Raw genomic sequence first — 25,272 nt, 5'->3', positions numbered from 1 at the left:
CGTGTGTCGCGTCAGCAGGGGGCGAACTATAGCAACCCACCCAACACCACGCAAGCCCTTTTTCTAAAATATTCGAAAATAATTTAGCCTGGCCTGAAGGCCGCCGCTACCGACGCCACGCAAACCCTTTCGCACCAAGGGTTCCAGCACATCCGCGGCACGCATCGATGAACCCAAAAGAAACCGGGCCATCCCTGGCGGGACGGCCCGGTTTCTTTTTCCCGAGGATGCGTTCAGGGCGTCGGTCGCAACGGCGTCCCTACCTGGCTCGCCTAGCCGGCCTTCACGGTGAGATCGCTCTTGACGTCGCGTACCCCTTCCACACCGGCGGCCAACTGCAAGGCATGTTGCCCCAGCTCGGCGCTGGGTACCGCTCCCTTGAGCGTGACCACGCCATCCTTGGTACTGACACTGATCTTCATGGCGGAAATCTGCTTGTCCTCCACGAGCGCCGCCTTGACCTTGGCTGTAATGACCGAGTCATCTATATAGGCCCCCGCCTTCTGTACGCTGGGGGCGGCCGCCCGCGAGGTATCCGCAGCATGGACGGCTGGCGCAGCAGTCATCACCAGCAAACTGGCGGCCAGAAGATTGGAAGCGAAAGTCTTTTTCATGGCGTTCTCCTTATCAGTCAATTCGTTCTTGCGACTCTGCTCTATCGATCGCTATATAGAGCAGCACTTGCGACATCAATCGCAAAGGCCATGCCAGCGGAAAATTTTTCTTTTAAATCAGTGCGTTAGAAATTCCAGCAGGGAGAAGCCGGTCAAAACCAGCTGAAAACCCCTCACTTGCGTCGGGTCGGCACGACTTGCGGCCGAGCTCTCCGCGCGTAAGCCCTTGATTTCAAACGATTCCGTCCTGTCGCTCCACGACGACGGGCTCTTCCCCGCCGCGGAAGCGGCGCGGATCAAGGCCGTTCTTCTGCAGCAGACGATAGAACTCGGTCCGGTTACGGTCAGCCAGCCTGGCGGCGTCCGAGACGTTGCCATCGGTGAGCTTGAGCAGCCGGACCAGATAGTCGCGCTCGAACTTCTGCTTGGCCTCGGCATAACGCAACAGATCCAGGGCAGGCACCCGCAGGGCCCGCTGCACCAGTGAAGCGGGGATCAACGGCGCCGTCGACAACGCGCACACCTGCTCCACCACGTTATAGAGCTGCCGCACATTGCCCGGCCAGTGGGCCAAGCTCAGCACCTCCAGCGCATCTGGTGCAAACCCGGTGAAGCGCTTGGGATACTTGGCGGCAATACTCTTGAGGAAATGATTTGCCAGCAGGGCAATGTCCTCACGCCGCTCCTCCAGCGCCGGCAACTGCAGCGTCACTACGTTGAGGCGGTAATACAGGTCCTCCCGGAACTGACCGTCGGTCATGGCAAGCTCAAGATCGCGATGGGTGGCGGAGATGACCCGTACATCGACGTCGCAGGCCTGATTGGCGCCGACCTGGCGCACCGTCTTTTCCTGCAGCACGCGCAACAGCTTGACCTGCAATGCCACCGGCATGTCGCCAATCTCATCCAGGAACAAGGTACCGCCGTCAGCCGCCTGGAACAGCCCCTCCCGATGTTCGACCGCTCCGGTAAAGGCGCCCTTGACGTGCCCGAACAGTTCAGACTCCAGCAACTGCTCGGGGATGGCGCCGCAATTGACGGCAATGAAAGGCTTGTCCGCTCGCGGACTGGCCCGGTGGATGGCACGGGCCAGCAGTTCCTTGCCGGTGCCACTGTCGCCACGGATCAGAATGCTGGCATCGGACGCGGCCACCAGCCGCGCCTCGGCCAGCAGCTCATCGACCCGCTGGCTGCGGCTGATGATGTCGGCGCGCCAGGCCTCATCCGGCGCCTCCTGGGCCGGCGCCGACAGGCTCAGGGCCTGGGCCACCTTGTCCAGCAGCACATGGCCATCGAAAGGCTTGGTGAGATAGGCGAAGGCGCCCTTGGTCGTGGCATCCACCGCATCGGGGATGGTGCCGTGCGCAGTCAGCAGGATCACCGGCAAGGCGGGATAGCGACTGCGAATCTCGGCAAACAGGGCCAGCCCGTCCATTCCCGGCAGCCTGACATCGGTGATGACCAGCGCCGGCAACGCAATAGCCAGCTGCGCCAGCGCTGCTTCGGCGCTTTCCACGGCCAGGATGCGGTAACCGCTGGCATTGAGGCGCAGGGTCAACAGGCGCAGCAGGTCGGGATCATCATCGACCAGCATCAGGGGGGCAGTTTTTCCCATCGGGACTCCAGTTCCAGTAAAAATGGAACGGGCCCCGACGACGCTGGCCTTACTTGCCGCCGGCCGGCAGGGTCCGTTCAATGTTCTTCAGCGCTTCCAGCTTGTCGTTGAGCAGGTCCACCTTGCGCTGGGCTTCCTTGAGCTGCACCGAGGACTTCTCGGCACCATCAGCCACCCGGCGCAGATCGGAATAATGACCTACCAGCAACTGTGCCAGCGGCTTGAGCTTCTCCGCTTCGACGCTGCGATCGGCCATGACGTTCCATAGCTGGGCTTCAGCCTTGGCCAGATCAATGGCATCCCGGGTGAGCGAGAGTGCCATTGCGCGACGCACCGTGGTCGCAGGGCCGGCCGGATAGGCATTCAGACGCTGCAGCTCGCGTGCCAGTTCGGCCGGAGACATTTTGCGCAACTGGGCGTTATAAGCCAGGAGTTCGTCGATGTTGCTGCTGGAATGGATGAGCTGGATCGTGGAGGTGGGCGCTTGCGGCTGCGCTGTACACGCGGCCAGCGCCACGCAGGAAGCCAGGATCAGGATCTTATTTTTCATCAGGCAACTCGATTCGGAAATGCGCCCCGCCCTCGCGCGGGACCAGATAGACCTTGCCACTGTGCGCCTGCACGTACTCGCGCACCACCGACAGGCCGATACCGTTGCCACGGCGCGCGCCCGGGGGCTGGTGCAGGCCCTGGTAGAAGGGTTCGAAGATGCGGGCGGCATCGGTGGGCGCCACGCCCGGCCCCTGGTCGACGCATTCAACGCGGACCAGACCCGGTGCCTCGGTCAGCTTGAAACGGATGAAGCCGCCCTGAGGGCTGAAGCGCACCGCGTTTGAGAGCAGGTTGGACAGGACAATGGCCATTTTCTCGGGATCCACCACCACCGTACGGGCGGCGCCTTCGATCTCCACCTTCAGCTGGCGCGCCAGCCATTGCAGACGCTGGTCGTCGATCACCTTGTGCAGCAAGGCTCGCAGATCCACCGGCACGGGATGGATGCGCTGGGCGTCAAAGGACACCTCGTTGTAACGCAGCAGGTCTTCGATCTGGGTCTGCAGCGACTGGGTATTCTGGCGCAGGATGCGGGCGATCTCGCGCTGGTTCTCGGTCAGTTCACCGGCCACGCCGTCATCGAGCAGCGCCGCGCCCTCGCACAGGGCAGCCAGCGGCGTCTTCAGTTCATGCGAAACGTGGCGCAGGAAGCGCGACTTCTCTGCCTCCAGGTCGGCCAGGCGCTGGCGCAGCCAGTCCAGCTGCTGGCCCAGGCGCCGGATATCGGCCGGACCGCGCACGTCGATAGGCTGGTCGAAGCGATTGTCGCCAAGGCGGCCGATAGCCTGCTCCAGCCGCGCCATCGGTCGGGCCAGCCACAGGCCGAAGCAGAATGCCAGCAACACCGCCAGCACGATGGCGCCCACCACCTGGGCAGTGAGCAACTGGCGTTGCTGTTCCAGAGCCTCGGACAGGGCGTTGTTGCGGCGATCGACCTCGCGCCGGCTTTCCAGTGCGATGCGCTCGTTCAGGGCCGGCAAGCGGGCAAAGTCCTGGAACAGCTTGGCCTGCTCGCCCTTGTCCTTGCGCGAGTCAGCCTCCAGCACGGCGGCGGCCTCATCGACATACAGGCCCCACTGGCTGAACATTTCCCGCGGCGCCATCGGCAGCGCGTCAGCCAGTTCCCCCACCGCCTGTCGGGCTTGCTCGCGCGCTTCATTGAAACGGTCGTGGAAGGACGCGTCGTCGAGCACCAGATACTGGCGCGCACTGCGCTCCATGGCCACGGTGCGTTCGGCCAGGCGCTGTGCCGACTCCGTCAGTTGCACCGCCTGCCTGGCAGTCTCGCGGCTGTTGGCCGACATGCGGTCCAGCGTGAACAGGGCGTGGATGGACGTGCCGCTGAGCAGGGCCGCAATCAGCAGGAATGCCGCCAGCAGCAATTGCCGGAACGACAAGCCAAGATAGCCGGGCTTGCGCGTGACGGCCGATGGGGGCGGATGGGTATGCTCGATGGCGTTCAACATGCGATTGATCTCGGTCCCTCAAGACTTGCTTCGTTACCCGGGCAGACGCGACGCCTCCCGGCCCGGAAGATGCCGACAGGAAACGTCAGCCATCAGGTCGCGGGCACACATTGTAATCATTTGTCGATCCGGCGGCGATCCGGCCGATTTCCCGACGGGCAACTGCGGATGGCTCCCGTCGGGCGTTGCGCTCAGTCCTGCGGCCCGAGGAAGTCCAGCAGCATCAGCGCGACCACCTTGGTCGCCTTGCGCAAGTCCTCCAGGGACAGATTCTCGTCGGCCTGCTTGGCGTTGGATTCCATCAGCGTACGCGGACCGGCACCGAACAGCACCACCGGAATGCCATGCTCGCCATACAGGCGGGCATCGGTATAGAGCGCCGAACCGTTGGTGGTGAGCGTTTCGCCCATGACCGTTTCGGCATTGCGCAGCAGGCTCTGCACCAGCTTCTCGTGACCAGGGAGCGGGCGCAGCGCACGCGCCAGCAGCAGGCGGCGGATTTCCACGCGGATACCGGGCAAACCCGCCACCGCATCTTCGATCAGCTTGCGCACACCGGCCTCGACCTGCGCCGGATCTTCCTCGGGGATCATGCGGCGATCCATCTTCAACACCACCTTGCCTGGCACCACATTGGTATTGGTGCCGCCGTCGATGCGGCCGACGATCATGGTCGGATGGCTGATGCCGGGGATCGAGGAACGGATGTCCTTCAACCCGGGCAAGGCACCATAGATGGCATTGAGGACGGCATTGGCAGCCTGCAGCGCGTCATGGCCGGTCTCCGGCATGGAGCCGTGGGTGGCGCGCCCATGCACGGTCACCTCGAACTGCAGGCAGGCGTTGTGGGCAGTCACCACGTTGTAGCCGAAGCCGGCCGCCAGCACGTAATCCGGCTGGGTCAGCTTCTGTTCCAGCAGCCAGCCGGGGCCGAGCAGGCCGCCGAACTCCTCGTCGTAGGTGAAATGCAGCTCGACCGCGCCGCGCAGCGAAGCACCCAATGCCTCCAGCGCGCGGGTGGCGAAGATATAGCTGGCGAAGTCACTCTTGGAAACTGCTGCAGCCCGGCCATAGATGCGACCGTCGACCACCTCGCCACCGTAGGGATCATGCGACCAGCCCTCGCCAGGAGGTACCACGTCGCCATGCGCATTCAGGGCCAGCGTCGGTCCGCCCTCGGCATAGGGGCGGCGCACGATCAGGTTGGTGATGCTCTGCATGCCATAGTCACGCACCTGCTCTTGCGGCACCGGAAACTTCTCGGCATGCCAGCCCCAGGACTGCACCAGCTCGGCCACCACATCGGCATGCGGGGCATTGTTGCCGGGAGGCGTATCGGTGGGGATACGGATCAACTGCTGCAGCACGCCGACCTCCTCGTCGAAATGCTGATCGATCCACGCGCACAGGCGCTCCGACAACTGCTGTTTGGACATGCTGATGACTCCGTGATCAAAACGCGCCAGCCACGCCAGCGCAAACCGCCATCATAGCGCAGCCGTCCCGCTCGTGGCCGCCGCCAGCGCGCTTGCACGTTCCCCGCTATCATTGTGCGGCGCCGCCCAGCCGGGCCGCACCTGTCTTCACGGCAGGATTCCTAGAGCAAACAAGCGGCGGCAGTGCTCCGGTATCCGGTGCCACGCCAGCACGCATTCCTTCGCCAGATATCCAAGACCCATGTCCACGCTGCCTTCCTCCCCCGGCGCCACCGATCCCAAACACCACATCGTCATCGCCGGGGAAGGCCTGCCGCCCGACCAGCGTGGCCGCGCCATCCTGGCACTGGGCATCGCCGTCGGCCTGGCCACGCTCGACACCGCCATCGCCAATACGGCCCTACCGGCCATGGCACTGGACCTCAACACCACCCCGGCCGCCTCGGTCTGGATCGTCACCGCCTACCAGCTGGCGATGATGGTGTCGCTGCTGCCCCTGGCGGCGCTGGGCGAGATCGTCGGCTATCGCCGCATCTACGTCTGGGGGCTGGTGCTGTTTACCGCGGCCTCGCTGCTGTGCGCAGTGGCCTGGTCGCTGCCTACGCTGGTGATGGCGCGCTTCCTCCAGGGACTGGGCGGGGCCGGCATCATGAGCGTGAATACCGCGCTGATCCGCTTCATCTATCCGACCCGCTCGCTGGGTCGCGGCGTGGGACTGAACACCCTCATCGTGGCCATCGCCTTCACGGTGGGCCCCTCGGTGGCCTCGGGCATCCTCGCCATCGCACCATGGCCCTGGCTGTTCGCCGTCAACGTGCCGCTGGGTGTGCTGGCGGTGGTGCTGGCCCTGCCCTCGCTGCCGCATACCACGCTGTCCACGCATGCCTTCGACCTGCGCAGCGCAGTGCTCAACGCCGCCGCCTTCGGCCTGCTGATCCTGGCCATCGGCGAAGGGGCGCACCAGGCCGAGGCCAGCGTGGTCGGGCTGGAGCTGGCCGCCGCCATTGTCTGCGGCCTGTTCCTGCTCAAGCGTGAACTGTCGCATCCGGCGCCGATGCTGCCGGTGGACCTGTTCCGCCATCCGATGTTTTCGCTCTCGACCATCACTGCGGTGTGTTCCTTCGCCGCACAGGGACTGGCCTTCGTCTCGCTCCCCTTCTTCTTCCATCATGATCTGGGACGCAGCCAGGTCGAGATCGGCCTGTTGATGACGCCGTGGCCGGTCGCGGTGGCCATCATGGCCCCCATCGCGGGACGCCTGTCTGACCGCTATCCGGTCGGCATCCTTGGCGGCGTCGGCCTCGCCCTGCTTTGTGCAGGGCTGCTGTCGATGACCTTCATGCCGGCCGCCCCCACCGTCTGGGAAATCAGCTGGCGCATGCTTCTCTGCGGCATGGGTTTCGGCTTCTTCCAGTCACCCAACCTGAAAGCGCTGATGACCAGCGCACCACCGCACCGCAGTGGCGGCGCATCCGGCATCGTGGCCACAGCCCGCCTGCTCGGTCAAAGTGTGGGCGCAGCCCTGGTCGCGCTGTGCTTCAATCTTTCCGAAACACAAGGCTCGCGGCTGGCATTGGGCTTCGGCGCCGCCTTTGCAGGGGTCGCGTGTATTGCCAGCTTCCTGCGTCTGCTGACCAAGAATCCTTATGCACCGCCGCTGAAAAAATAAATTTTTCTCACCATTCCTCACGGCCGCAGCCTGCCGGATTCTCAGGCGGCGGCTATCCTTCCTCAGCATTTTGTCGGCTTCGGCCGGCCCTGCACCGTAACTCTTTTCCCCGCATCAATATCGGCAAACGCAAACGCAAATTTCAGCCCTTAATCCCCCCTTAATCAACCTCAAGCAAAACGCATTCTGTTACGATAATTTCAGACAGCTTAGCCATGCAAGCGAGTTCTGCCACGTGGGAGACACTACCAATAATTGGCGTCATTTCATCAGGGAAATCGAACCGCTTCCAGTGCGGAAACCAGTGACAGGCACAGACCTGAATTCGATATGTTGAAATCCATCGCCTTAGAACAGTTGCGTTTGGGCATGTATGTCCACTCCATCCCCGGAGGATGGATCAGTCATCCTTTCTGGCGCAAATCCTTCAAGATCGAGAGCCTGGAAGACCTGCAGACGCTGCGGGACTGTCCGGTCGACGAGGTCACCATCGATACCGCCAAGGGCCGCGACATCGCGCCTGATCACCTGGAAGAAGATCCGGAAGATCATCACGAGGAGCATGACCATGACGCGGCAGTCGTGCTGGCCAGCCACGCAGTGGACACCGCCGTGGCCGAGCGCAAGCCGGTGCAGCGCACCGAGACCGCCGTGGAACGCGAACGCGCGGCACGCATCATTTCCTCCTCCAAGTCCACCGTGCTCACCATGTTTTCCGAGGCGCGCATGGGCAAGGCGGTGGACGTCAAGGACGCCGCCGAGCTGGTGACCGAGATCACGTCCTCGGTCTCGCGCAATGCCGATGCACTCATCAGCCTGGCCCGCCTGAAGACCACCGACGATTACACCTACATGCATTCGGTGGCGGTCTGCGCCATGATGATCTCCCTGGCCAACCAGCTGGGCATGACGCAGGAGCAGACCAAGCAGGCCGGCATGGCGGGGTTGCTGCATGACGTGGGCAAGATGGCCGTGCCGCTGGACATCCTCAACAAGCCGGCCAAGCTGACCGAAGAAGAGTTTGCCTCCATCCGCTCGCACACCGTGCAAGGCCACGGCATCCTGCAACAGATCGAAGGCATCGGCGAGGTCCCGCTGGATGTCTCACTGCATCATCACGAGAAGATCGACGGCAGCGGCTATCCCTTTAATCTCAAGTCCGACGGTATTTCCATCATGGCCAAGATGGGGGCGGTATGTGACGTCTATGACGCCATCACCTCCAACCGCCCCTACAAGGCGGGCTGGGACCCGGCCCGTTCGATCCGCCACATGGCCAGCAGTGCCGGGCATTTCGACCCGGTAACGATGCAGGCCTTCGTCAAGGCCATCGGCATCTATCCGACCGGCTCCTGCGTCATCCTGCAATCAGGTCGCCTGGGCATGGTGGTGGACCAGCGTCCGGACCAGTTGCTCACGCCACGCGTGAAAGTGTTCTACTCGACCACCAGCCGCATGCCGCTGAAGTCCGACATCGTCGACCTCTCGCACGGCAGCGACAAGATCGTGGCCTACGCCGACCCGGCCAAGTGGGGCATCCGCAGCCTGCCCAGCATCGACCTGCTCTAGGGCCTGTTCACACTGCCCAAAAAGAAGCGGCGCCAGTTTCGCTCCTGGCGCCGTTGCTATATCAGTGCTGCAGCAAACCCGCCTCAGTCACGTTGCGCAAACGCTGCCGTCGAGGCCAGCTCGTTCAACAGGGCCACGGTGGAACAGCACGACACCTCGTAGGGATTGAGCTCGCCGGTGACGGAATACTTCAGCAGCAGGGAACGATTGATCTTGTCCAGCCGGATCTTGCCCATGGTCCAGGAGGAATACTGGCGTTCGTCGATCGACTCGTAGGCCAGCAGGATCACGTCCTGATGTCGCGCATCGCCCAGCAGCCGGCCATACAGGCGGTTGACCTGATCACGCCCGCCTTCGAGTACCTGTACGAAGATGGTATCGCTGTAGCACAGCACCCCGGTGATGCCCTGTTGCGGATTGCGCAGGCGCGACGCCGCCAGGATGGCTTCGATCATGTCGTGGGTGATGGTCTCGCGTGCGCGGCTTGCATAGATCAGACGAACCAGCATGATTAACCTCGTTGACGTTGGGAAATCAGCGCCAGGAATTCACGGCGCAGGTTGGCGTCACGCAGGAAGGAGCCGCGCATGACGCTGTTGATCATCTTCGACTCCATGTCCTTGACGCCGCGCCAGTGCATGCAGAAGTGGTCGGCTTCCATGACGATGGCCAGGCCGTCCGGCTGCAGCTTCTGCATCAGCAGGTCGGCCGCCTGCGAGACCGCCTCTTCCTGGATCTGCGGACGGCTCATCACCCACTCCAGCAAGCGCGCATACTTGGACAGGCCGATCAGGTTGGAATGCTCGTTGGGCATCACCCCGACCCATACCTTGCCCATGATCGGGCACAGATGGTGCGAGCAGGCGCTGCGCACCGTGATGGGGCCGACGATCATCAGCTCGTTGAGGCGTTCGATGTTGGGAAACTCGGTCACCGGCGGCGCTACCTGATAGCGACCCTTGAAGACTTCATTGAGGTACATCTTGGCCACGCGCTTGGCGGTGTCCTGGGTGTTGTGGTCGCTCTCGACATCGATCACCAGGCTCTCCAGAACGGCGGCCAGCTTGGACTGCACCTCGGCCTGCAACTGCTCCAGCTCACCCTCCTTGATGAAGGCGGCGATATTGTCGTTGGCATGGAAACGCACGCCGGCCGCCTTGATGCGCTGGCGAATACGGGCCGAGACCAACTGCTCATGCATCGTCGGAGCGACTGCCCCGGCGGTCGCCGCGGCCTGGTTTTTTTCTGTTGCCATGATGGTATGCAATCACGCGCGACGGGATCGCAGAGTTGGGAGTGGCGCCATTATGCACGGAAATGCGCGACCGCATTGCCGCCCAACCCGCGTCAAACCCGAGCCAATCCACCGTTCGGCAAGGTCTGCACTTAACTAGCGTTGATGATTGTTTGCCGCACTTTACACCGACCTAACCGCTGCTTACACCGTTCGCCACCATCATCCCAGCCAGTGCCGCCACGCCCGCAACAGCGTCGGCGGCGAGGCGCGCCCGGCATCCAGCCAGGCCGCACATCGGGGGATCGTCATGTCATTCCAGTTTCGCCTTGCCGGCGCTTGCGCGCTGGCCGTTTCGCTGTCGGCCTGCAACAGCCCGGCACCGATGGTCAACGGACCTACCAGCGTACGCCCGGCCTATCAGGTAGCCAACGTGGAAAACAATGGCGCCATCTTCCGCGTCTCCAGCGCCCAGCTGTTCGAAGAGCCGACCACCTACAACGTCGGCGACATCATCAAGATCGACATTTCCGAATCGATCAGCAGTAGCAACAAGGCTGCCACCAACAACAGCCGCGACAGCTCCCTCACACAGAAGGGGCCGGGCTCCGGCGCTCCACTGGGCGGCCTGTTCACGCAGCTCTATGACGCCAACTATTCGGCCTCCGGCAACAACACCTTCAAGGGCTCCGGTGACAGCAGCAACACCAACACCATGAGCGGCACCCTGATGGTCTCCATCGTCGAAGTGCTCCCCAACCGCAATCTGGTGGTGGCCGGCGAAAAACGCATCGGCGTCAATGGCAACATCAATACGTTGCGCTTCTCGGGCGTGGTCCGCACGCGCGATATCCGGGGCGGTATCGTAGCCTCCTCCAACGTCGCCGATGCCCGTCTGGAACAGGTCGGCGGCGGCTCCATTGCCGACGCCAGCACCGATGGCAACTTCTTCCGCCGCCTGTTGACGATCTGGTAAGCGCGACTGCACGACCAAGAAAAAACGGCAAGCCAGGCTTGCCGTTTTTCATTGCGCTTGGACCTACGGGCTCCCTGACGAAAGCCCAGCCCCTGCTGCTCAGAATCCGTTGGCAGCACCACGCATGTTGTCGGGCGAATTGTCGGCCACGACGGGATTGCCCGGGAACAGCGCATCGATCAGCGGCGCCAGCTTGTCGCCGGCATTGGCCCACTTGTCCTGGCCGAAGGAGCCCAGCCGGTATTGCGCCGTTCCCAGCACGCGACCATCGCGTCGCAAGGTCAGTGCGGCATAGGTGAGGTAGGGGGTATAGGCGTCGGTAAAGACCTTGGTATCCCACTTGACGTAACCGACGTAACTCAAGGTCACCGGGCAGGCCAGCGACTGCGTGCCGGCATCATAGACACGACTCTGCACGCCGTGCTTCTGCAATTCGCCCTGCAGGCCCGGTACGAAATCACTCAGGGCCACCGATCCATTCCACTCGATGCAGACGTCGCGAATCGGGTCCTTGCTGTAGACGATGGGATTCTGGGTACTGTTGGGCGTCATTGCCTTGACACTGGATGCCGCCGAACCGACCAGACCCACGGCGTCGACCAGCGCGTTACCGGATGTGACGACACAACCCGACAGCGATGAAACCACCAAGGTGGCAGTGATGATGGTGCGCATGATGCTCTCCCCAGAGCGCGATCCGATGTTTCGCATCCCGCATGGCGCGGGGCGACCGAATCACAGGCTGACCATCATAGCGGCGCGGGGCGGCGCCTCCGTGCCGTTTTACCTGCATTTACGCTGGCCCGCCATGCGCTTAACAGCGGTCGGCATGGCGCAAAGTACTGGCACAATAGCCGCCTGTGCCGTTCCTCCAAGGAGACTTCCATGCCCGCTCTCATCCCCCGTACCCTGCTGGCCGCGCTGGCCCTGGTCGCACTGCCGGCCGCGCAGGCCGATACCCTCAAGTCCGACACCGAAGTGCGCGCCCTGACCGACAAGGTCATGGCCCAGGCCGGTGCCGGCCGGACCGACGATGCCTACGGCATGCTCTCGCCGTATGCGCTGGTCGATATCCGGGCCTTCGAAACGGCCCGCACCAACGCCCGCAGTTCACGCATGGCCATCGAAGCCCTGGTCGGCAATTCGGTGGGTTATGAATTCATCCGCTCGGAAAAAGTCGGTGACTCGCTCATCAAGCTGACCTACATCGAAAAGACCGAGCGCCAGGCCATCCCCTGGATGTTCATCTTCTACAAGGCGCCGGCCGGCTGGGCGGTCAGCACCTTCAGCAACGGCGCCAACGTGGACGCCCTGTTCGATCGCTGACGCCAGCCCGGCCACGATCCACTCAGATCACGCGCTGCGGCTCCAGGTCGGCACTCTCGATCTCGCTGGCCACGCCCGATATCTTGTCGGCGATCAGACGCGAGGAACCGCAGGCCGTGGTCCAGCCATTGGAACCATGGCCGGCGTTGAGCCAGAGATTCGGGTAGCGGGTCGCGCCGATCAAGGGCGCACCGTCCGGCGTCATCGGTCGCAGGCCGGCCCAGTATTCCACCTTGGCCAGGTCGGCGCCCTGTGGATAAAGATTCTTCAGCGACTTCAGTGCGGTGGCGCAATCGCGGGGCGTGACGCGCGTGTCCCAGCTGCCGATCTCGGCCGTGCCGGCGGCGCGGATATGCTGACCCATGCGGGTGATGGCGACCTTGTAGTATTCGTCCATGACGCCACTGCGCGGCGCGCTGGCAGGGTCGGCCACCGGCACCGTGATGGCATAGCCCTTGACCGGATAGATGGGCAGGTCCAGCCCCAGCGGCTTCAACATCGGCACCGAGGCGCTGGCACAGGCCACCACATAGGCATCGGCACGCAGCGTGGCGTTCCTGGTGCGCACGCCGGTGACCTGGCCACCCGCTACCTCGATGGCCTGCACCTCTGTGGACAAGTGGAACTCCACCCCGTGCGCCTGCAACCAGGCCGCCAGGGCGCGGGCGAACAACGGACAGTTGCCGGTCTCGTCCATGGGCAGCAGCAGTCCCCCCTTCAATTCGTGGCGCGCCGCGTGCAGGCCGGGATCGAAGGCCACGCAGCCATCGGCATCCAGCAATTCGAAGGGTACGCCGGCTTCGGCCAGCACCCGGGTCGACAGGCCGGCATTGTCCAGACCTTCCTGGGTACGGAACAACTGCAGGTTGCCGCCGGTGGTCTGTTCGTAGCGGATGTCCAGGCGTTCGCGGATCTGCTTCAACTGACCATGGCTGTAGCGCGCCAGGCGCCCCATGCGGGCCTTGTTGATGGCATAGCGCTCGGGCGTGCATTGTGCCAGGAAGCGCTGCAGCCACTTCCACTGGTGTGCATCCAGCCGCGGGGTAAAGCGCAGCGCCGCCTCGATGCCCAACCAGCTCTGCACCGACCACTTCAGCGACTTGGCCGGCATGCCCGGTGCGGCCCAGGGCGTGGCGTAGGACGGACAGACGTGTCCGGCATTGCCCACGCTGGTCTCGGCGGCCACTTCGGCGCGGCGCTCGACCACAACCACTTCATGGCCGCGCTCGCGGAGAAAATAAGCGGTGGTGACGCCGACGATGCCGGCGCCCAGCACGATGATGCGCATGGTATTGGACTTCTCGAAGAAAGATGAATGATATAAATCTTATAAATTATTTTGTGGACGACGCCACGACCGCTACAGCGTCAGCCCACCATCCACATGCCACACCTGGCCGGTGACATAGGATGCCGCCGCAGCGAGCAGGAAGCCGATCACATTGGCGATCTCCTGCGGCTGGCCCAGGCGCTGCATGGGAATGCGCGCCAGCGCCGCCTGCCACGCTGCCGGATCGATGGCCGACTTGGCCGGATCACTCTTCTGAACGTAACCCGGTGCCACCGCGTTGACGGTGACGCCTGCCGGCGCCAGCTGCACCGCCAGTGACTTGACCAGTGCCTCGATGCCGGCCTTGGCCGCCGCCGATGCCGGGAAACCCGATTCGCCCAGTCGATACACATGGGCCACGAAAGAACTCACCGCCACCACCCTGCCCTGTCCACTGGCCATCAACGGCTCGCGGCAGGCAGTGACCAGACGGAAGAAGCCGCTCAACAAGGCCTCCAGCGAGCGCGACCAGTCCGCCTCGGAGAGCTCGCCAATGCGCTTGCGATCGGCAAAGCCGGCATTGGCCACCAGCGCATCGAGCCGGCCGTGCTGCGCCAGCGCGGTATCGCGCAAGCGCACGGCAGTCTGTGGATCAGCCAGGTCACCCAGGGCCAGCGTGCACTGCGCCCCTTGTGTGCGGCACTGCTGTGCTACCGCCAGCAGCTCGGGCGATTCGCTGCGCGCATGCAGGATCAAGGCCACGCCAGGCGCGGCCACTGTGGTGGCGACGGCCGCGCCAATGCCACGGGCAGCGCCCGTGATGAGAACGGTACGGACGGTTTCGCCAACGATGGCGGGGGAAGATGCGCTCATGGTCCTGGAGAGAAGTCGGCGCGTTCCCGGATGCCGGGAATTGACGTGAATGCACGTCGGCGCAATCCCGCCATTTTAGCCAAAGCCAGTCGCGGCGTGGGCTTGCGGGCTGTCGATTGCTGTCCTGCGCGATGTGCCGGTCGACCGTTCTCCATTACAATGGCCGGATTTGCAGGATTGGCAGCATGCGCCACCGGCCATGCTGGTCAATGTGATGACGCCCCTTCCCATGTCCGACCTTCTTCCTGACCCATGCCTGCATGCGCCTCAGGTGCGCACGGCATGGTTCGTGCATGCGATGCGGGCATCCCTCTTCCACGGAGCCGGCGCCTGCCCTTCGCTGGAATCATGCGTTTCGTAACCAAGGAAAAACACAGATGTATCAATGGGACTTCGGCTCGCTCTGGCAATTCAGGAGCATCATCGGCATCGGCTTCGTCTATACGCTGAGCTATACGGTTGCCTGTATTGCCCTCGGCTTGCTGGTGGGCCTGGTGGTCGGTCTGGGTCGGCTGTCCACCAACCCCTTCATCTCCGGTCCGCTGCGCGCCTTCGTCGAAGTGTTCCGCTGCACCCCGGTGCTGGTGCAACTGGTGTGGTTCTACTACGCGCTGCCGGTGCTGCTGGGCATCGAGATGTCGGCCGGCACCGCCGCCATGCTGTCGCTGGCGCTGTACGGTGGCGCCTTCTATTCCGAGATCATCCGTGGCGGCATCGTCTCCATCGACCTGGGTCAGTCCGAAGCCGGCTGGGCGCTGGGCATGACGCGCTTCCAGCTGATGAAGCGCGTGATCCTGCCGCAAGCCTTCAAGCGCATGACACCGCCACTGGTGAACCAGTCCATCATGCAGCTGAAGAACACCTCGCTGCTGTCGGTGCTGGCCGTGCCGGACCTGCTGTACCAGGGCCAGATCATCGCCCACGAAACCTATCGCCCGCTGGAAATCTACACGCTGGTGGCGATCATCTATTTCATCATCCTTCTGCCAGCCACCATCTTGGCCAAGCGTCTGGAAAATCGCCTGTCGGCGCAGCATGGTTGAGGAGAACAGGATGAACAATCAGGTCAACAATGACGCCAACGCGATGATCCAGATCAGCAATCTCAAGAAGGCCTTCGGCGAGCACGTGGTGCTCAAGGACATCTCCATCCAGATCGGCAAGGGCAGCGTGGTCGCCATGATCGGGCCATCCGGCTCGGGCAAGTCCACCCTGCTGCGCTGCCTGAACCTGCTGACCGTGCCCGACCAGGGCGCAGTGCGCATCGGTGAGCGCCACTTCGAATTCGACGGGCGCAAGTCGCGCCTGCCCAAGGATCGTGAACTGGCCGCTTTCCGCGCCCGCACCGGCATGGTGTTCCAGCATTTCAACCTGTTCCCGCACATGACGGCGCTGGAGAACGTGATGGAAGGCATGATCACCGTGCTGCGCATGCCCAAGGCACAGGCCCGCACGCAGGCCATGGAACTGCTGCAGAAGGTAGGCCTGGCAGACCGTGCCGACATGTATCCGCAAAAGCTCTCGGGCGGTCAGAAGCAGCGCGTCGCCATCGCCCGCGCCCTGGCCATGCAACCGGACGTGATGCTGTTCGACGAAGCCACCTCGGCACTGGACCCCGAACTGGTGGGCGAAGTGCTCAACGTGATCCGCAGCCTGGCCGCCGACGGCATGACCATGATCCTGGTCACGCACGAAATCGCCTTCGCCCGTGAAGTCGCGGACCAGGTGGTCTTCATGCGCGACGGCGTGGTGGTGGAAGCCGGACCGCCATCTCAGGTGATCGACAATCCGCAGCAGGCGGCGACCCAGGCCTTCCTGTCACGTTTCAATGCTTGATTGCTGGTTACACTGAATTACGTTCAACGTAACTCATGAAAATGGCGTGTCACCTGTTTCGGTGGCGCGCCATTTTCATTTCCGGTGCCATCGATAGGCGCGATGGGCGCTGAAAAAAAATCGAGTTCTTGTACGGTTTAGCCGGTGCTGACTCGACATGGATATCCGGATCGGGCAGCGTACCGTTTTCCCGCAACCTTCCTTTCTGGAGAACCGCAATGAAGACGTCTGCCAACGAAACCATCGTGGTCAGGGCGACCACCCGTGAAAAGCTGGTCATCTCCGCCAAGGCCCGCAGGCTCGGCCTGGACGTACCGGACCTGATGTGCAAGGGCGCATTGGCCTACGAAGGCGGACAGATGGATGAGGCGCTGGCCGAACTGGCCAGCCTGGCCCGGCAGGCTGCCGAGCGGGCCTGTGCCGCCATCGATGAGACGCTGGCCTTTGTCGCCGCCAGCAACGCTCGCCTGGCGGCACTGGAGGCACAACGTCAGGTCAGCGCAGCGAGGTCCTGATGTTCGGTCTCACCGGACGGCTGTGGGCGGCTCTGACAGCCATCATCAAACTGGAAGACAAGGTCACGCGACAAAGCGAAGCGATCCGCCAGCAACAGGCCAAGATAGAGAATCTTACCGAGCGCGTGATCAGGCTCGAGACCCTGCTGGAAGTGGTGATCCGCTCCAGCGAATTCAAACGTCTCAATTGACGACAAACCTCCAGCCATCGCGCGGCAGTTGCAGCCCGTCCAGCGAAGCAAGCAGCGCTCTCCATTCAACCCTGCAGAGGAAAAAAAACCGCACCATCGCTGGGGCGGTCCGAGTGCTAGCGTGCGGGACGCCGGCCTGTACTTACAGCGGGATCTGCGGCGGCACATCTTCCGGCTTCACGCCGGAGAGCTTCTGCAGGTTGCCCAGCACGGTCGGCTTGATCTTGCCGGCGGCGCGCTCGGCCACGATCCACTTGTTGATGGTCTCGACCCAGGCCTTGTCCTCTTCCTTGGGCACGCCGATGTTGGTGGAGGTCGCCTCCAGCGGTTGCGGTACGTACATCTTGCCCAGCGCCGGGTTCTTCTTCAGGATGTTCAGCGCCAGCAGCCACACCAGCACCTGCGCATCGACACGACCGGTCTGCAGCGCCAGGGTGGCATCGTCGGCCTTTTCCAGGCGCACGATGGTGGCGTTGGGACAGACGCGGCTGATCATCTGGTCGTGCGAAGAACCGATGTCCACGGCGATCTTCACTTCCGGCTTGTTCAGGTCGGCCCAGGTCTTGAATTCCTTCTTGGAGACCACGGTGAAGGCATTCAGGAACAGCGGTTCGGTAAAGCCGATCACCTCGCGGCGTGCCGGAGTCGGATTCATGCCGAAGAACAGGTCGATCTTGTGGGTCTGCAGATCCAGCACCGAGTTGCCCCAGGTGGTTTCGGTGATGTCCAGCTTGACGTTCAGGCTGGCTGCCAGGCTCTTGGCGAAATCGATCATGAAACCGCCCCACTCACCGCTGGCCAGATCCTTGTTGTAGTAAGGCGCAGCACCACGCACGGCGCCAATACGCAGGGTCTTGGTACGCTGCACGCGGGCCAGGGTCGGTTCGGTCGAGCCGGTCGCAGCGGCGGCCTGGGCGAAGACATTCGGAATGGCGCTGGCAGCGGCTAGGCCGGCCACGCTGGTGATGAAACTGCGACGGTTAGTCATTTCTCTGTTCTCCCTGATTTGGCGGATGGCGCGGCTGCGGCGTGGACGGCAGCGTTGCGCAAGTGGTCTGCGCCCGGCTCACGCCGGACGGCGTCGATGATTTTAGCCCAGCCGCAAGCGGCCCGCCCAGGCAATTGCCAGCCGCGGGGACCAGAGGGGTGCTGCCTCCCAGCAGGCAGGAAATTTCTCCCGGCAGCCATGCAGGCCATGGCCGCCTCACACCGTTGAACGAAATTTGACAGCCTGCGCATGCGCGCAAGCATGGTTGAAGATTTTCTTACAGCCACGCTATCCGGGTAAAACCGGGTAAGGCCTGGACTCCACAGAAACCCGCACGCGTAATCTGGGACCTCTCGCATCGATGCCGCACGGCAATTCCACGATCACCATGCACACGCACGCGAGGACCAGTCAAGGGGGGATTTCATGCGTATTGAACAAACCAGCCAGCTTACGGGCGGCATCGTGCTCGCCTGCCTCAGCGCCGTCGCCCTGGGCGGCTGCGCCAACTTCAGCGAGGTCAGCGCCGGCCAGGACGATCTCTACCAGGTCTCGGCCACGGGCGTGAGCTACACCATGTCCATCCCTGCCCTGACCGCCGCTGCACGCGAAAAGGCGCGCGACTTCTGCGGCCATCAAAAGATGCAGGCCGACCTGCGCCAGTTGGTGCGCGGTTGGCGGCCGATGCAGGTGGACCTGTATTTCCGCTGCCAGCCGACGGGCCTGAGCCTGCAGGCGCTGCTGGACTAGGGGCCCTAGGCCGCCGGGAAATCGCGTTCGCGCAGCGGCTGGCCATCGGCGTCGATCGCCTCCGCCAGCTTCAGTGCGGCCACGCCCAGCGAGGCAACGGCATCGGCCGCATCGAACAGGGCTGCCTGCAAGTCTCCATCGACCGGCTGCACCGAACGCGCCAGGAGCCCCTGCGCGCCACGCAGCACGATCTGCAGATGCGTCTCGCCCTCGTCATCGTCGATGGCAAAAAACGCGCTGGCCTGCGCCGCCTGCACACCTGCTTGTGCCAAGCCGGCCTCCAGTTCCGAGAGCATCTGCAGCGTGCGATATTCCGCGTTGCCGGTATGCTTGGCGCCGTGGAACAGGTCCTGATACAGGAAGTGCACCTGACATTGCGCCGCCTCGCCGGACTGGCCGGTCAGGCACTGCCGCATCAGGGGCGTGATCTGCTCGCTCCACTGGCGGAAGCGCTGCGCACGCGCTTCGAAGTAGGCGTCGGCCGCCGCCTCTTCTGCGGGAACGGCATAGAAGGAATCGTCCACGTCCTTCAAGGAGAAGCCAAGCAGGAAGCGCAATTCCAGTGCCTCATCATCGGTACCGAATGCGCTCGCCGGCCAGCCACGCATGCTGCGCTCGATGGCCGGCACGCTCAGGATCTTCTTGTCGGTGAGCGAGGCGAAGGCGTCGCGGTTCATGGCCTCGACCTCGCTGAAGCTGAGCGCGTTGATTTCTTCAGGATGATAGAGATGGTGCACCAGCACCACGCGCGCGCCGGGGCTTTCCAGGCCGGCCTCCTGCAGGCTGGTACGCAGTGCATCGAAGGCATCGCCATCGGCCAGCGCCAGCGCTTCCTGCAGGCCGCCACGGGTGCGCACCAACAGCGGAATCAGGAAGGCATTGATTTCCAGCTCCTTCTCGCCCCGCCGCAGCACGATGATGTCGGCGCCCTCTTCCACCACCTCGCGCAGGAAGACATGACCGCGCTGGTCGTCGTAGCGCAACTGTTCCAGCGCTTCGTAGAGGGTATCGTCATCGCGCTCGCGCAGCGTATTGCGCACCATGCGTTCCAGCTCATCCTGGCCGGTACGGCGACCGCGACGGTCCGGCGCACTGGCGGCCACGGCGCTGGCCAGGGCCACCATCTGCTGCACCCGCAGTTCGTCTTCGTCCAGGCTCTGCGAGGCCGCGTGGGCCTGGTGCTGGCGACGGCGAGCCGCTTCGGTGGAAACGTGGGTCCGGGGCTTGTCGCGGACCGGGCCGGGGGCGGCCGCGTTGACAGGCGGTTTGGCTGGCGGCCTGGACTGGCTGGCGGCCGGCTTCCTGGAGGCGTTGGATTGTGGTTTGCCGGAGGGGCGCTTAGGTTGATTCATGTCTTCCTCGCTCAATGCAGCGGTAATTTTTCGGAACTGGAACGACCCGGCAACGTGGCCAGGAACATCCCGGCCAGGGCGACCGCAAAGGCCGTCGCCTGCAGCGCCGACAGACTCTCGCCCAGCGCCAATACACCGACCACGGCGGCCGAGATCGGCAGCATCACCGTGAATACCCCGGCACGCGCAGCCGGCACCACCTTCAGGCCGGTCATCCATAGCCACACGGTCCACACACTGGCGGCCAGCGCGTAGAACACCAGCAACAGCCAGATGTTGGCCGGCACCGAGACGAAGTCGAACTGCAGCGCAGTATAGAGGCCCATGGGCGTCATCAGCAGCAGCCCCCACAGGTTGATGACGGCGCTGATGCGCTTGGGCGTGAGCACGGCGGTCAGCTTCTTGCCGATGACCGCGTAGGCGGCCTCGCACAGCACCGCGCAGAACACCAGCACATTGCCCAGCCACGCGTATTGGCCGTGGCTAGCTGCGGCCGCTGCTCCGTGATGATCCTTGGCCAGCGACAGCAAGCCGATGCCGATGGCGCCGCAGGCCACCGCGCCCCAGACGCGCAGGCTGATCTTTTCCTTCAGGAAGACCCAGCTCATCACCGCCACCACGGCCGGGATCGACGACATGATCACGCCCGCCGAGACCGCATTGGTCATCGACACACCGGTGATCATGCACAGCGTGAAGAGGAAATTGCCGAGAAAGGATTCGAGGAAGACCAGCCAGCGCGATTGCGTGCTCAGGGGCTTTTCATCGGCCGGCTTCTTCAGCCAGCGCAGCATGGCGATGGCGCCGATGCCAAAGCGCAGCCAGGCCAGCAGGAACACCGGCAGCATCGCCGCCAGCGGTTTGGTCAGCGCCACGTAGGCGCCCACCATGGACATGCTCAGGATCAGGCAGCCGTAGCCCACGGGGCGGCTGGGGGTGTAGCTCATGTGCGGTTTGATGTTTGTCTCGGGACCAGGTGCCGTGAAATGTGGCGCGCTGGGGGAGCCAGCATTTTACCCGTTCAAGAGCAATGACCGAAACGCGAGTGCGGGACTTGTCCGGCGGTCAGTGCAACAGATAGGCCACCAGCCGCTCCGCACCGACAAACAGGGCGATAACCAATAGCAGTCCGATACTGAATACCTCCCACGCCACAGGTGCGGAGTGGATTTCACCTTTGCATAAATCCCGCCAGAGTTTCCGAAAGAAATTCCTCATGTGCCTGCCTTCCGATGTGATTGTCGATGTTGGCGTCATCCTGGGATTCGACGCGCCATCGGGAAGGTAAGCGAATATCAGCTGGTAAAAGGCAAATCCTCTTGGAAAGGCCGCGGCGTCAAAACATTTCGCACCAGTTCCAAAACTACTGCGAGATCGAAACTGCCGTTGTCACCACGCCGCCAGAATCCCGCCCTTGAACTCCGTCTCGATGTACTGCTTCACCTCCGGCGACTGGTAGGCCTGCACCAGCTTGCCCAGCCAGGGCTGGCCGCGATCCTTCTCACGCACGGCGATCAGGCAGGCATAGGGGCTGTCGCCGCTTTCCACCACCAGGCTGTCGCGGGCGGGATTGAAGCCGGCCTTGGAAGCGTAGTCGGCGTTGATGGCGGAGGCATCGAGGTCGTCCAGCGTGCGTGGCAGTTGCGCGGCGTCGATCTCGACGAACTTCCACTTCTTCGGATTTTCGGTGATGTCGATGGGGGTGGCGTTGGTGCCGATGAGCGGGTCGATGCCGGCGCGCAGCTTGATGACGCCATGCTTCTGCAGCAGCAACAGTACGCGGCTTTCGTTGGCGGGGTCGTTGGGGATGCCGATCTTGGCGCCAGTAGGGACGTCCTCAAGCTTGCGGTACTTCTTCGAATAGATCGCCATCGGACCGATCATGGTCTTGCCCTCGGCATACAGCTTGTAGCCGCGTGCCTTGATCTGGGCATTGAGGAAGGGGCGATGCTGGTAGCTGTTGGCGTCGAGTTCGCCCGCATCGAGGGCGGCGTTGGGCTGGATGTAGTCGTTGAACTCGATGATCTTGATCTTGTAGCCAGGGTTGTCGCGTTCGAAGACGCGTCGTGCCTGCTCGAAGATCTGGGCGTGCGGACCACTGGTCACGCCGACGCGGATCACCTGATCCGGTGCTGCCTGTGCCGTCCCGCCGATGCTGACGAGCGCGCACAGGGCGATGCCGGAAAACCATTTTGCTGCGTTGAACTTCATTCTCTTCCCCGATTGAAAAAGGTCCAATGTAGCGACCGCTCAAGCGGGGCGGAAGGAATCATTTCCGCTTTGCTTATGTGCTGCGCGCATGTGCCAACACGCGCCAGCACCCGGGGTGAAATCAGGCGTGCTCGACCGCAGCGGCCCTCCGGAACCCCGCGCCCACGTGCTCTTGCGGCAGGGTCGCTGCGCGCTGGAAGAGCTTTTCGCGCAGGCTGCCCTGCGCATATTCACGCTTGTAGGAGCCACGCTCCTGCAACACCGGAATGACCAGGTCGACGAAGTCTTCGAAACTCTCCGGCGTGACCGTGCGGGTGAGGTTGTAGCCATCGATGCCGGTGTCGGCGACCCAGCTTTCCAGTTCGTCGGCGATGCGATCCGGGGCGCCGACGATGCTGGCATAGCGGCCACCCAGTTCGAGTTGCTGCAGGAGCTTGCGCTTGGTCCAGTTCGACTCCGGTTGCGTGACCGCCTTGGTGAGCGACTGGATGGCGTTGGTCTTGGCGGGCCGGATCGGTTCATCCAGGTCGTAGCGCGAGAAGTCGATACCGGTGCCGGCCGAGAAGTGGGCCAGGCCGGCTTCCGGGCTGGCGTAGCGGGCGTATTCGCGATAGCGGTCCTGGGCTTCCTGTTCGGTGCGGCCGGTGACCACGGTCAGCCCCATGAAGATCTTGATCGCCTCCGGATCGCGCCCCTCGCGCACGGCACCCTCGCGGATGCTCTGCACCAGCTTGCGGGTGGCATCCTTGCTCTGGCTGGAGATGAAGACGCACTCGGCATGACGCGCGCCGAAGGCCTGGCCACGCCCGGAGGAACCGGCCTGGTACAGCACCGGCGTGCGCTGGCGCGAGGGTTCGCTCAGGTGGATGGCTTCGACGTGGTAGTAGTCGCCATGGTGGGCGATCTTGTGTACCTTGGCCGGGTCGGCGTAGATACGGCGCGTGCGGTCGCGCAGTACGGCACCGTCTTCCCAGCTGCCTTCCCAGAGCTTGTAGACGACTTCCATGAATTCGTCGGCGCGGTCGTAGCGCTGGTCGTGCTCCAGCTGTTCGTGCAGGCCCATGGCGCGGGCGGCGCTGTCGAGATAGCCGGTGACGATGTTCCAGCCCACGCGCCCCTTGCTCAGGTGATCCAGGGTGGACATGCGGCGCGCGAACAGGAACGGGGCTTCGTAGCTCAGGTTGGCGGTGATGCCGAAGCCCAGGTGCTCGGTCACGGCGGCCATGGCCGGGACCAGCATCATGGGATCGTTGACGGGCAGTTGTATGGTCTCGCGCAGGGTGAGGTCGGTATTGCCCTGGTAGACGTCATACACGCCGACGATGTCGGCCAGGAACAGCCCATCGAACTTGCCCCGCTCCAGCAGGCGCGCCAGGTCGGTCCAGTAGGCGATATCGGTGTAGTCCTGCGAGCGGTCGCGGGGGTGCGTCCACAGGCCATGGTTGATGTGACTGACGCAGTTCATGTTGAATGCGTTGAGGCGGATTTCCTTCCTGCTCATGATGGCTCCCGGATGGCTCAAAGTGCGCCGTGGCGTGGCGGCTTCTGGCCGTTGAGCACGTAGTTGCCGATGGCATGGTATTTCCAGCGCACCGGATCATGCAGGGTGTGCGTGCGGGCATTGCGCCAGTGGCGATCGAGATTATGTTCGGCCAGGGTGGCCTGCGAGCCGGCCAGCTCGAAGAGCTTGCTGCCGGCGGCCAGCGAGACATCGGTGGTCAATACCCGTGCCTCGGCCACGGCGATGGAGGCGGCCGCCACGCTGTCTTCGGTCGGCTCTGCGGCGGCGGTATCGAGCCGGTCTCCGGCACGCTGCAGCAGTGCCTCGGCGGCATGCAGCTGGATGGTCAGGTCGCCCACTTCGCGCAGGGTCAGTGGATCGTCACCGGCGCGTTCGACGCCACTGTCGATCCAGGGACGCGAACGGGTGCGCACGAACTCCAGCAGGTCGGCATACGCGGCGCGGGCGATGCCCAGGTCGATGGCCGCGTGCAGGATCTGCGCCAGCGGGCCGATCTGGGTGGGGCGCGTGAAGGCCGAGGCAAACCCGATCACGGCGTCGGCCGGCACCTGCACGTTGTCGAATACGGCGCTGCCGCTGCCGGTGGTGCGCTGGCCGAAGCCGGACCAGTCATCGATGACGGTCAGGCCGGCGGCATGGCGCGGGACGATGGCCAGTTGCTGCACGCCCTGTTCGTCGATCACCGAGGTCGGCACCCAGTCGGCGTAGAGCGCACCGGTGGCGTAGAACTTGCGGCCATTGATGCGGTAGCCGGGGCCATTCGGGTTGCGCGCGAGGCTGGTCTTGCGCTCGTGCGAGGTGCGGGTCCCCAGTTCGGCCAGGGCGTTGCCGAAGCGGTCGCCTTGCAGCACGCGTTCGAAGAAGAAGCGCTTCTGCGATTCGTTGCCGTTGACGCGGATGAGCTCCACCGCATAGAAGTGGTTCTGCGGAATCTGCCCGAGCGAGCCATCGGCAGCGGAGATGATGGCGATCACCTCGGCCAGCGTGCCATAGGACACACCGGCGCCACCGTATTCGCGGGGCACGCTGATGCCCCACAGGCCGGAACGCACGTAGCGCTCCAGCTCGTCCCAGGGCAGCTTGCGTTCGCGGTCGCGCAGGCCGGCTTCACGGCGGAAATCCTCGGCCAACTTGCGGGCAGCGGCCAGCGCCTCGGCCTCGTCGCGGATGCGGGCGACCAGGCGGGTGGAGGTGGAGGTGGCCGAGGGTGGCGGCAGGGTATCAAGCAGGGTGGCGGAAGCAGCAGCAGTCTGGGTCATGGCGGGCGATCAAGTTCGGGGAGAAGTCAGGGCAAGGTCGGGGCCAGC

25 protein-coding genes are annotated in these 25,272 nt (G+C 63.7%); 9 read left to right on the top strand and 16 right to left on the bottom strand.

Annotated features, from left to right (window positions below; genetic code table 11):
• Positions 1–272: 272 nt before the first annotated feature.
• From I5R65_RS23150 to I5R65_RS23130, 5 genes are all read right to left on the bottom strand, one after another.
• The gene (locus tag I5R65_RS23150) at positions 273–614 is read right to left on the bottom strand and encodes a BON domain-containing protein (protein WP_180671043.1); all 342 of its coding nucleotides are present in this window, start codon (positions 612–614) and stop codon (positions 273–275) included.
• A 232-nt stretch (positions 615–846) separates the two neighbouring features.
• A complete protein-coding gene (locus I5R65_RS23145) occupies positions 847–2,229 on the bottom strand; it encodes a sigma 54-interacting transcriptional regulator (protein WP_180671044.1) in 1,383 nt (460 codons plus the stop codon).
• Positions 2,230–2,278: 49 nt separating this feature from the next.
• Positions 2,279–2,779 (bottom strand): hypothetical protein, encoded by a 501-nt coding sequence (locus tag I5R65_RS23140; protein ID WP_180671045.1) that lies wholly within the window; start codon positions 2,777–2,779, stop codon positions 2,279–2,281.
• Positions 2,769–4,247: a HAMP domain-containing sensor histidine kinase gene (locus I5R65_RS23135; protein WP_180671046.1), complete on the bottom strand. Its 1,479-nt coding sequence runs from the start codon at positions 4,245–4,247 to the stop codon at positions 2,769–2,771. Before I5R65_RS23135 ends, I5R65_RS23140 begins: the two co-directional genes overlap by 11 nt.
• Positions 4,248–4,438: 191 nt before the next feature.
• On the bottom strand, positions 4,439–5,683 hold the full coding sequence (locus I5R65_RS23130; RefSeq protein WP_180671047.1) for an ArgE/DapE family deacylase: 1,245 nt from the start codon (positions 5,681–5,683) through the stop codon (positions 4,439–4,441).
• Between the two features lie 241 nt (positions 5,684–5,924).
• Between I5R65_RS23130 and I5R65_RS23125 the strand changes: the two genes are divergently transcribed.
• Positions 5,925–7,352 (top strand): MFS transporter, encoded by a 1,428-nt coding sequence (locus I5R65_RS23125; protein ID WP_180671048.1) that lies wholly within the window; start codon positions 5,925–5,927, stop codon positions 7,350–7,352.
• A 330-nt stretch (positions 7,353–7,682) separates the two neighbouring features.
• On the top strand, positions 7,683–8,921 hold the full coding sequence (locus I5R65_RS23120) for an HD-GYP domain-containing protein (protein ID WP_180671049.1): 1,239 nt from the start codon (positions 7,683–7,685) through the stop codon (positions 8,919–8,921).
• 83 nt (positions 8,922–9,004) lie between these two features.
• Here I5R65_RS23120 and I5R65_RS23115 read toward each other — a convergent pair whose 3' ends face one another.
• Both I5R65_RS23115 and folE read right to left on the bottom strand, forming a co-directional pair.
• Positions 9,005–9,430: a BLUF domain-containing protein gene (locus I5R65_RS23115; protein WP_180671050.1), complete on the bottom strand. Its 426-nt coding sequence runs from the start codon at positions 9,428–9,430 to the stop codon at positions 9,005–9,007.
• A 2-nt stretch (positions 9,431–9,432) separates the two neighbouring features.
• Positions 9,433–10,176, bottom strand: coding sequence for a GTP cyclohydrolase I (gene folE / locus I5R65_RS23110; protein WP_370461024.1), 744 nt, complete (start codon positions 10,174–10,176; stop codon positions 9,433–9,435).
• A gap of 289 nt (positions 10,177–10,465) precedes the next feature.
• Here folE and I5R65_RS23105 point away from each other — a divergent pair, with 289 nt between their 5' ends.
• A complete protein-coding gene (locus tag I5R65_RS23105; RefSeq protein WP_180671051.1) occupies positions 10,466–11,131 on the top strand; it encodes a flagellar basal body L-ring protein FlgH in 666 nt (221 codons plus the stop codon).
• A gap of 99 nt (positions 11,132–11,230) precedes the next feature.
• On the opposite strand, the gene I5R65_RS23100 is transcribed toward I5R65_RS23105, so the two are convergent.
• Positions 11,231–11,806: a cell division protein FtsI gene (locus I5R65_RS23100; protein WP_180671052.1), complete on the bottom strand. Its 576-nt coding sequence runs from the start codon at positions 11,804–11,806 to the stop codon at positions 11,231–11,233.
• Positions 11,807–12,016: 210 nt separating this feature from the next.
• Between I5R65_RS23100 and I5R65_RS23095 the strand changes: the two genes are divergently transcribed.
• A complete protein-coding gene (locus tag I5R65_RS23095; RefSeq protein ID WP_180671053.1) occupies positions 12,017–12,457 on the top strand; it encodes a hypothetical protein in 441 nt (146 codons plus the stop codon).
• Between the two features lie 22 nt (positions 12,458–12,479).
• On the opposite strand, the gene I5R65_RS23090 is transcribed toward I5R65_RS23095, so the two are convergent.
• Together I5R65_RS23090 and I5R65_RS23085 are read right to left on the bottom strand one after the other, a co-directional pair.
• A complete protein-coding gene (locus I5R65_RS23090; protein ID WP_180671054.1) occupies positions 12,480–13,745 on the bottom strand; it encodes a D-amino acid dehydrogenase in 1,266 nt (421 codons plus the stop codon).
• 72 nt (positions 13,746–13,817) lie between these two features.
• On the bottom strand, positions 13,818–14,600 hold the full coding sequence (locus tag I5R65_RS23085; RefSeq protein WP_180671055.1) for an SDR family NAD(P)-dependent oxidoreductase: 783 nt from the start codon (positions 14,598–14,600) through the stop codon (positions 13,818–13,820).
• A gap of 377 nt (positions 14,601–14,977) precedes the next feature.
• Here I5R65_RS23085 and I5R65_RS23080 point away from each other — a divergent pair, with 377 nt between their 5' ends.
• The 4 genes from I5R65_RS23080 (at position 14,978) to I5R65_RS23065 (ending at position 17,142) form a co-directional block, all read left to right on the top strand.
• Positions 14,978–15,643 carry an amino acid ABC transporter permease gene (locus I5R65_RS23080; protein WP_006463391.1) on the top strand — a complete coding sequence of 222 codons (666 nt, stop codon included), beginning with the start codon at positions 14,978–14,980 and terminating at the stop codon, positions 15,641–15,643.
• Positions 15,644–15,653: 10 nt separating this feature from the next.
• Complete coding sequence (locus tag I5R65_RS23075; protein ID WP_305037746.1) at positions 15,654–16,436, top strand: amino acid ABC transporter ATP-binding protein; 783 nt, start codon at positions 15,654–15,656, stop codon at positions 16,434–16,436.
• Positions 16,437–16,654: 218 nt separating this feature from the next.
• The gene (locus tag I5R65_RS23070) at positions 16,655–16,951 is read left to right on the top strand and encodes a hypothetical protein (protein ID WP_180671056.1); all 297 of its coding nucleotides are present in this window, start codon (positions 16,655–16,657) and stop codon (positions 16,949–16,951) included.
• Positions 16,951–17,142 (top strand): hypothetical protein, encoded by a 192-nt coding sequence (locus tag I5R65_RS23065; protein ID WP_180671057.1) that lies wholly within the window; start codon positions 16,951–16,953, stop codon positions 17,140–17,142. The genes I5R65_RS23070 and I5R65_RS23065 overlap by 1 nt, the downstream gene beginning before the upstream one ends.
• 142 nt (positions 17,143–17,284) lie before the next feature.
• Here the strand turns inward: I5R65_RS23065 and I5R65_RS23060 are convergent, their stop codons facing one another.
• Positions 17,285–18,130 carry a transporter substrate-binding domain-containing protein gene (locus I5R65_RS23060; RefSeq protein ID WP_006463395.1) on the bottom strand — a complete coding sequence of 282 codons (846 nt, stop codon included), beginning with the start codon at positions 18,128–18,130 and terminating at the stop codon, positions 17,285–17,287.
• 426 nt (positions 18,131–18,556) lie between these two features.
• Here I5R65_RS23060 and I5R65_RS23055 point away from each other — a divergent pair, with 426 nt between their 5' ends.
• Entirely contained in the window at positions 18,557–18,880 is a 324-nt protein-coding gene (locus I5R65_RS23055) for a hypothetical protein (protein WP_180671058.1), read from the top strand.
• 5 nt (positions 18,881–18,885) lie between these two features.
• On the opposite strand, the gene I5R65_RS23050 is transcribed toward I5R65_RS23055, so the two are convergent.
• From I5R65_RS23050 to I5R65_RS23030, 5 genes are all read right to left on the bottom strand, one after another.
• The gene (locus I5R65_RS23050) at positions 18,886–20,232 is read right to left on the bottom strand and encodes a DUF2863 family protein (protein ID WP_180671059.1); all 1,347 of its coding nucleotides are present in this window, start codon (positions 20,230–20,232) and stop codon (positions 18,886–18,888) included.
• An 11-nt stretch (positions 20,233–20,243) separates the two neighbouring features.
• Entirely contained in the window at positions 20,244–21,179 is a 936-nt protein-coding gene (locus I5R65_RS23045) for a DMT family transporter (protein ID WP_180671060.1), read from the bottom strand.
• 442 nt (positions 21,180–21,621) lie between these two features.
• Entirely contained in the window at positions 21,622–22,443 is an 822-nt protein-coding gene (locus I5R65_RS23040) for a MetQ/NlpA family ABC transporter substrate-binding protein (protein WP_180671061.1), read from the bottom strand.
• 121 nt (positions 22,444–22,564) lie between these two features.
• Positions 22,565–23,944 carry an LLM class flavin-dependent oxidoreductase gene (locus I5R65_RS23035; protein WP_180671062.1) on the bottom strand — a complete coding sequence of 460 codons (1,380 nt, stop codon included), beginning with the start codon at positions 23,942–23,944 and terminating at the stop codon, positions 22,565–22,567.
• Between the two features lie 17 nt (positions 23,945–23,961).
• Positions 23,962–25,224 carry an SfnB family sulfur acquisition oxidoreductase gene (locus I5R65_RS23030; protein ID WP_180671063.1) on the bottom strand — a complete coding sequence of 421 codons (1,263 nt, stop codon included), beginning with the start codon at positions 25,222–25,224 and terminating at the stop codon, positions 23,962–23,964.
• Positions 25,225–25,272: the final 48 nt, after the last annotated feature.

The sequence above is a fragment of the Herbaspirillum sp. AP02 genome, from assembly GCF_015767275.1.
Classification (GTDB): domain Bacteria; phylum Pseudomonadota; class Gammaproteobacteria; order Burkholderiales; family Burkholderiaceae_D; genus Herbaspirillum.
This window is presented reverse-complemented; position numbering and strand designations above follow the sequence as displayed.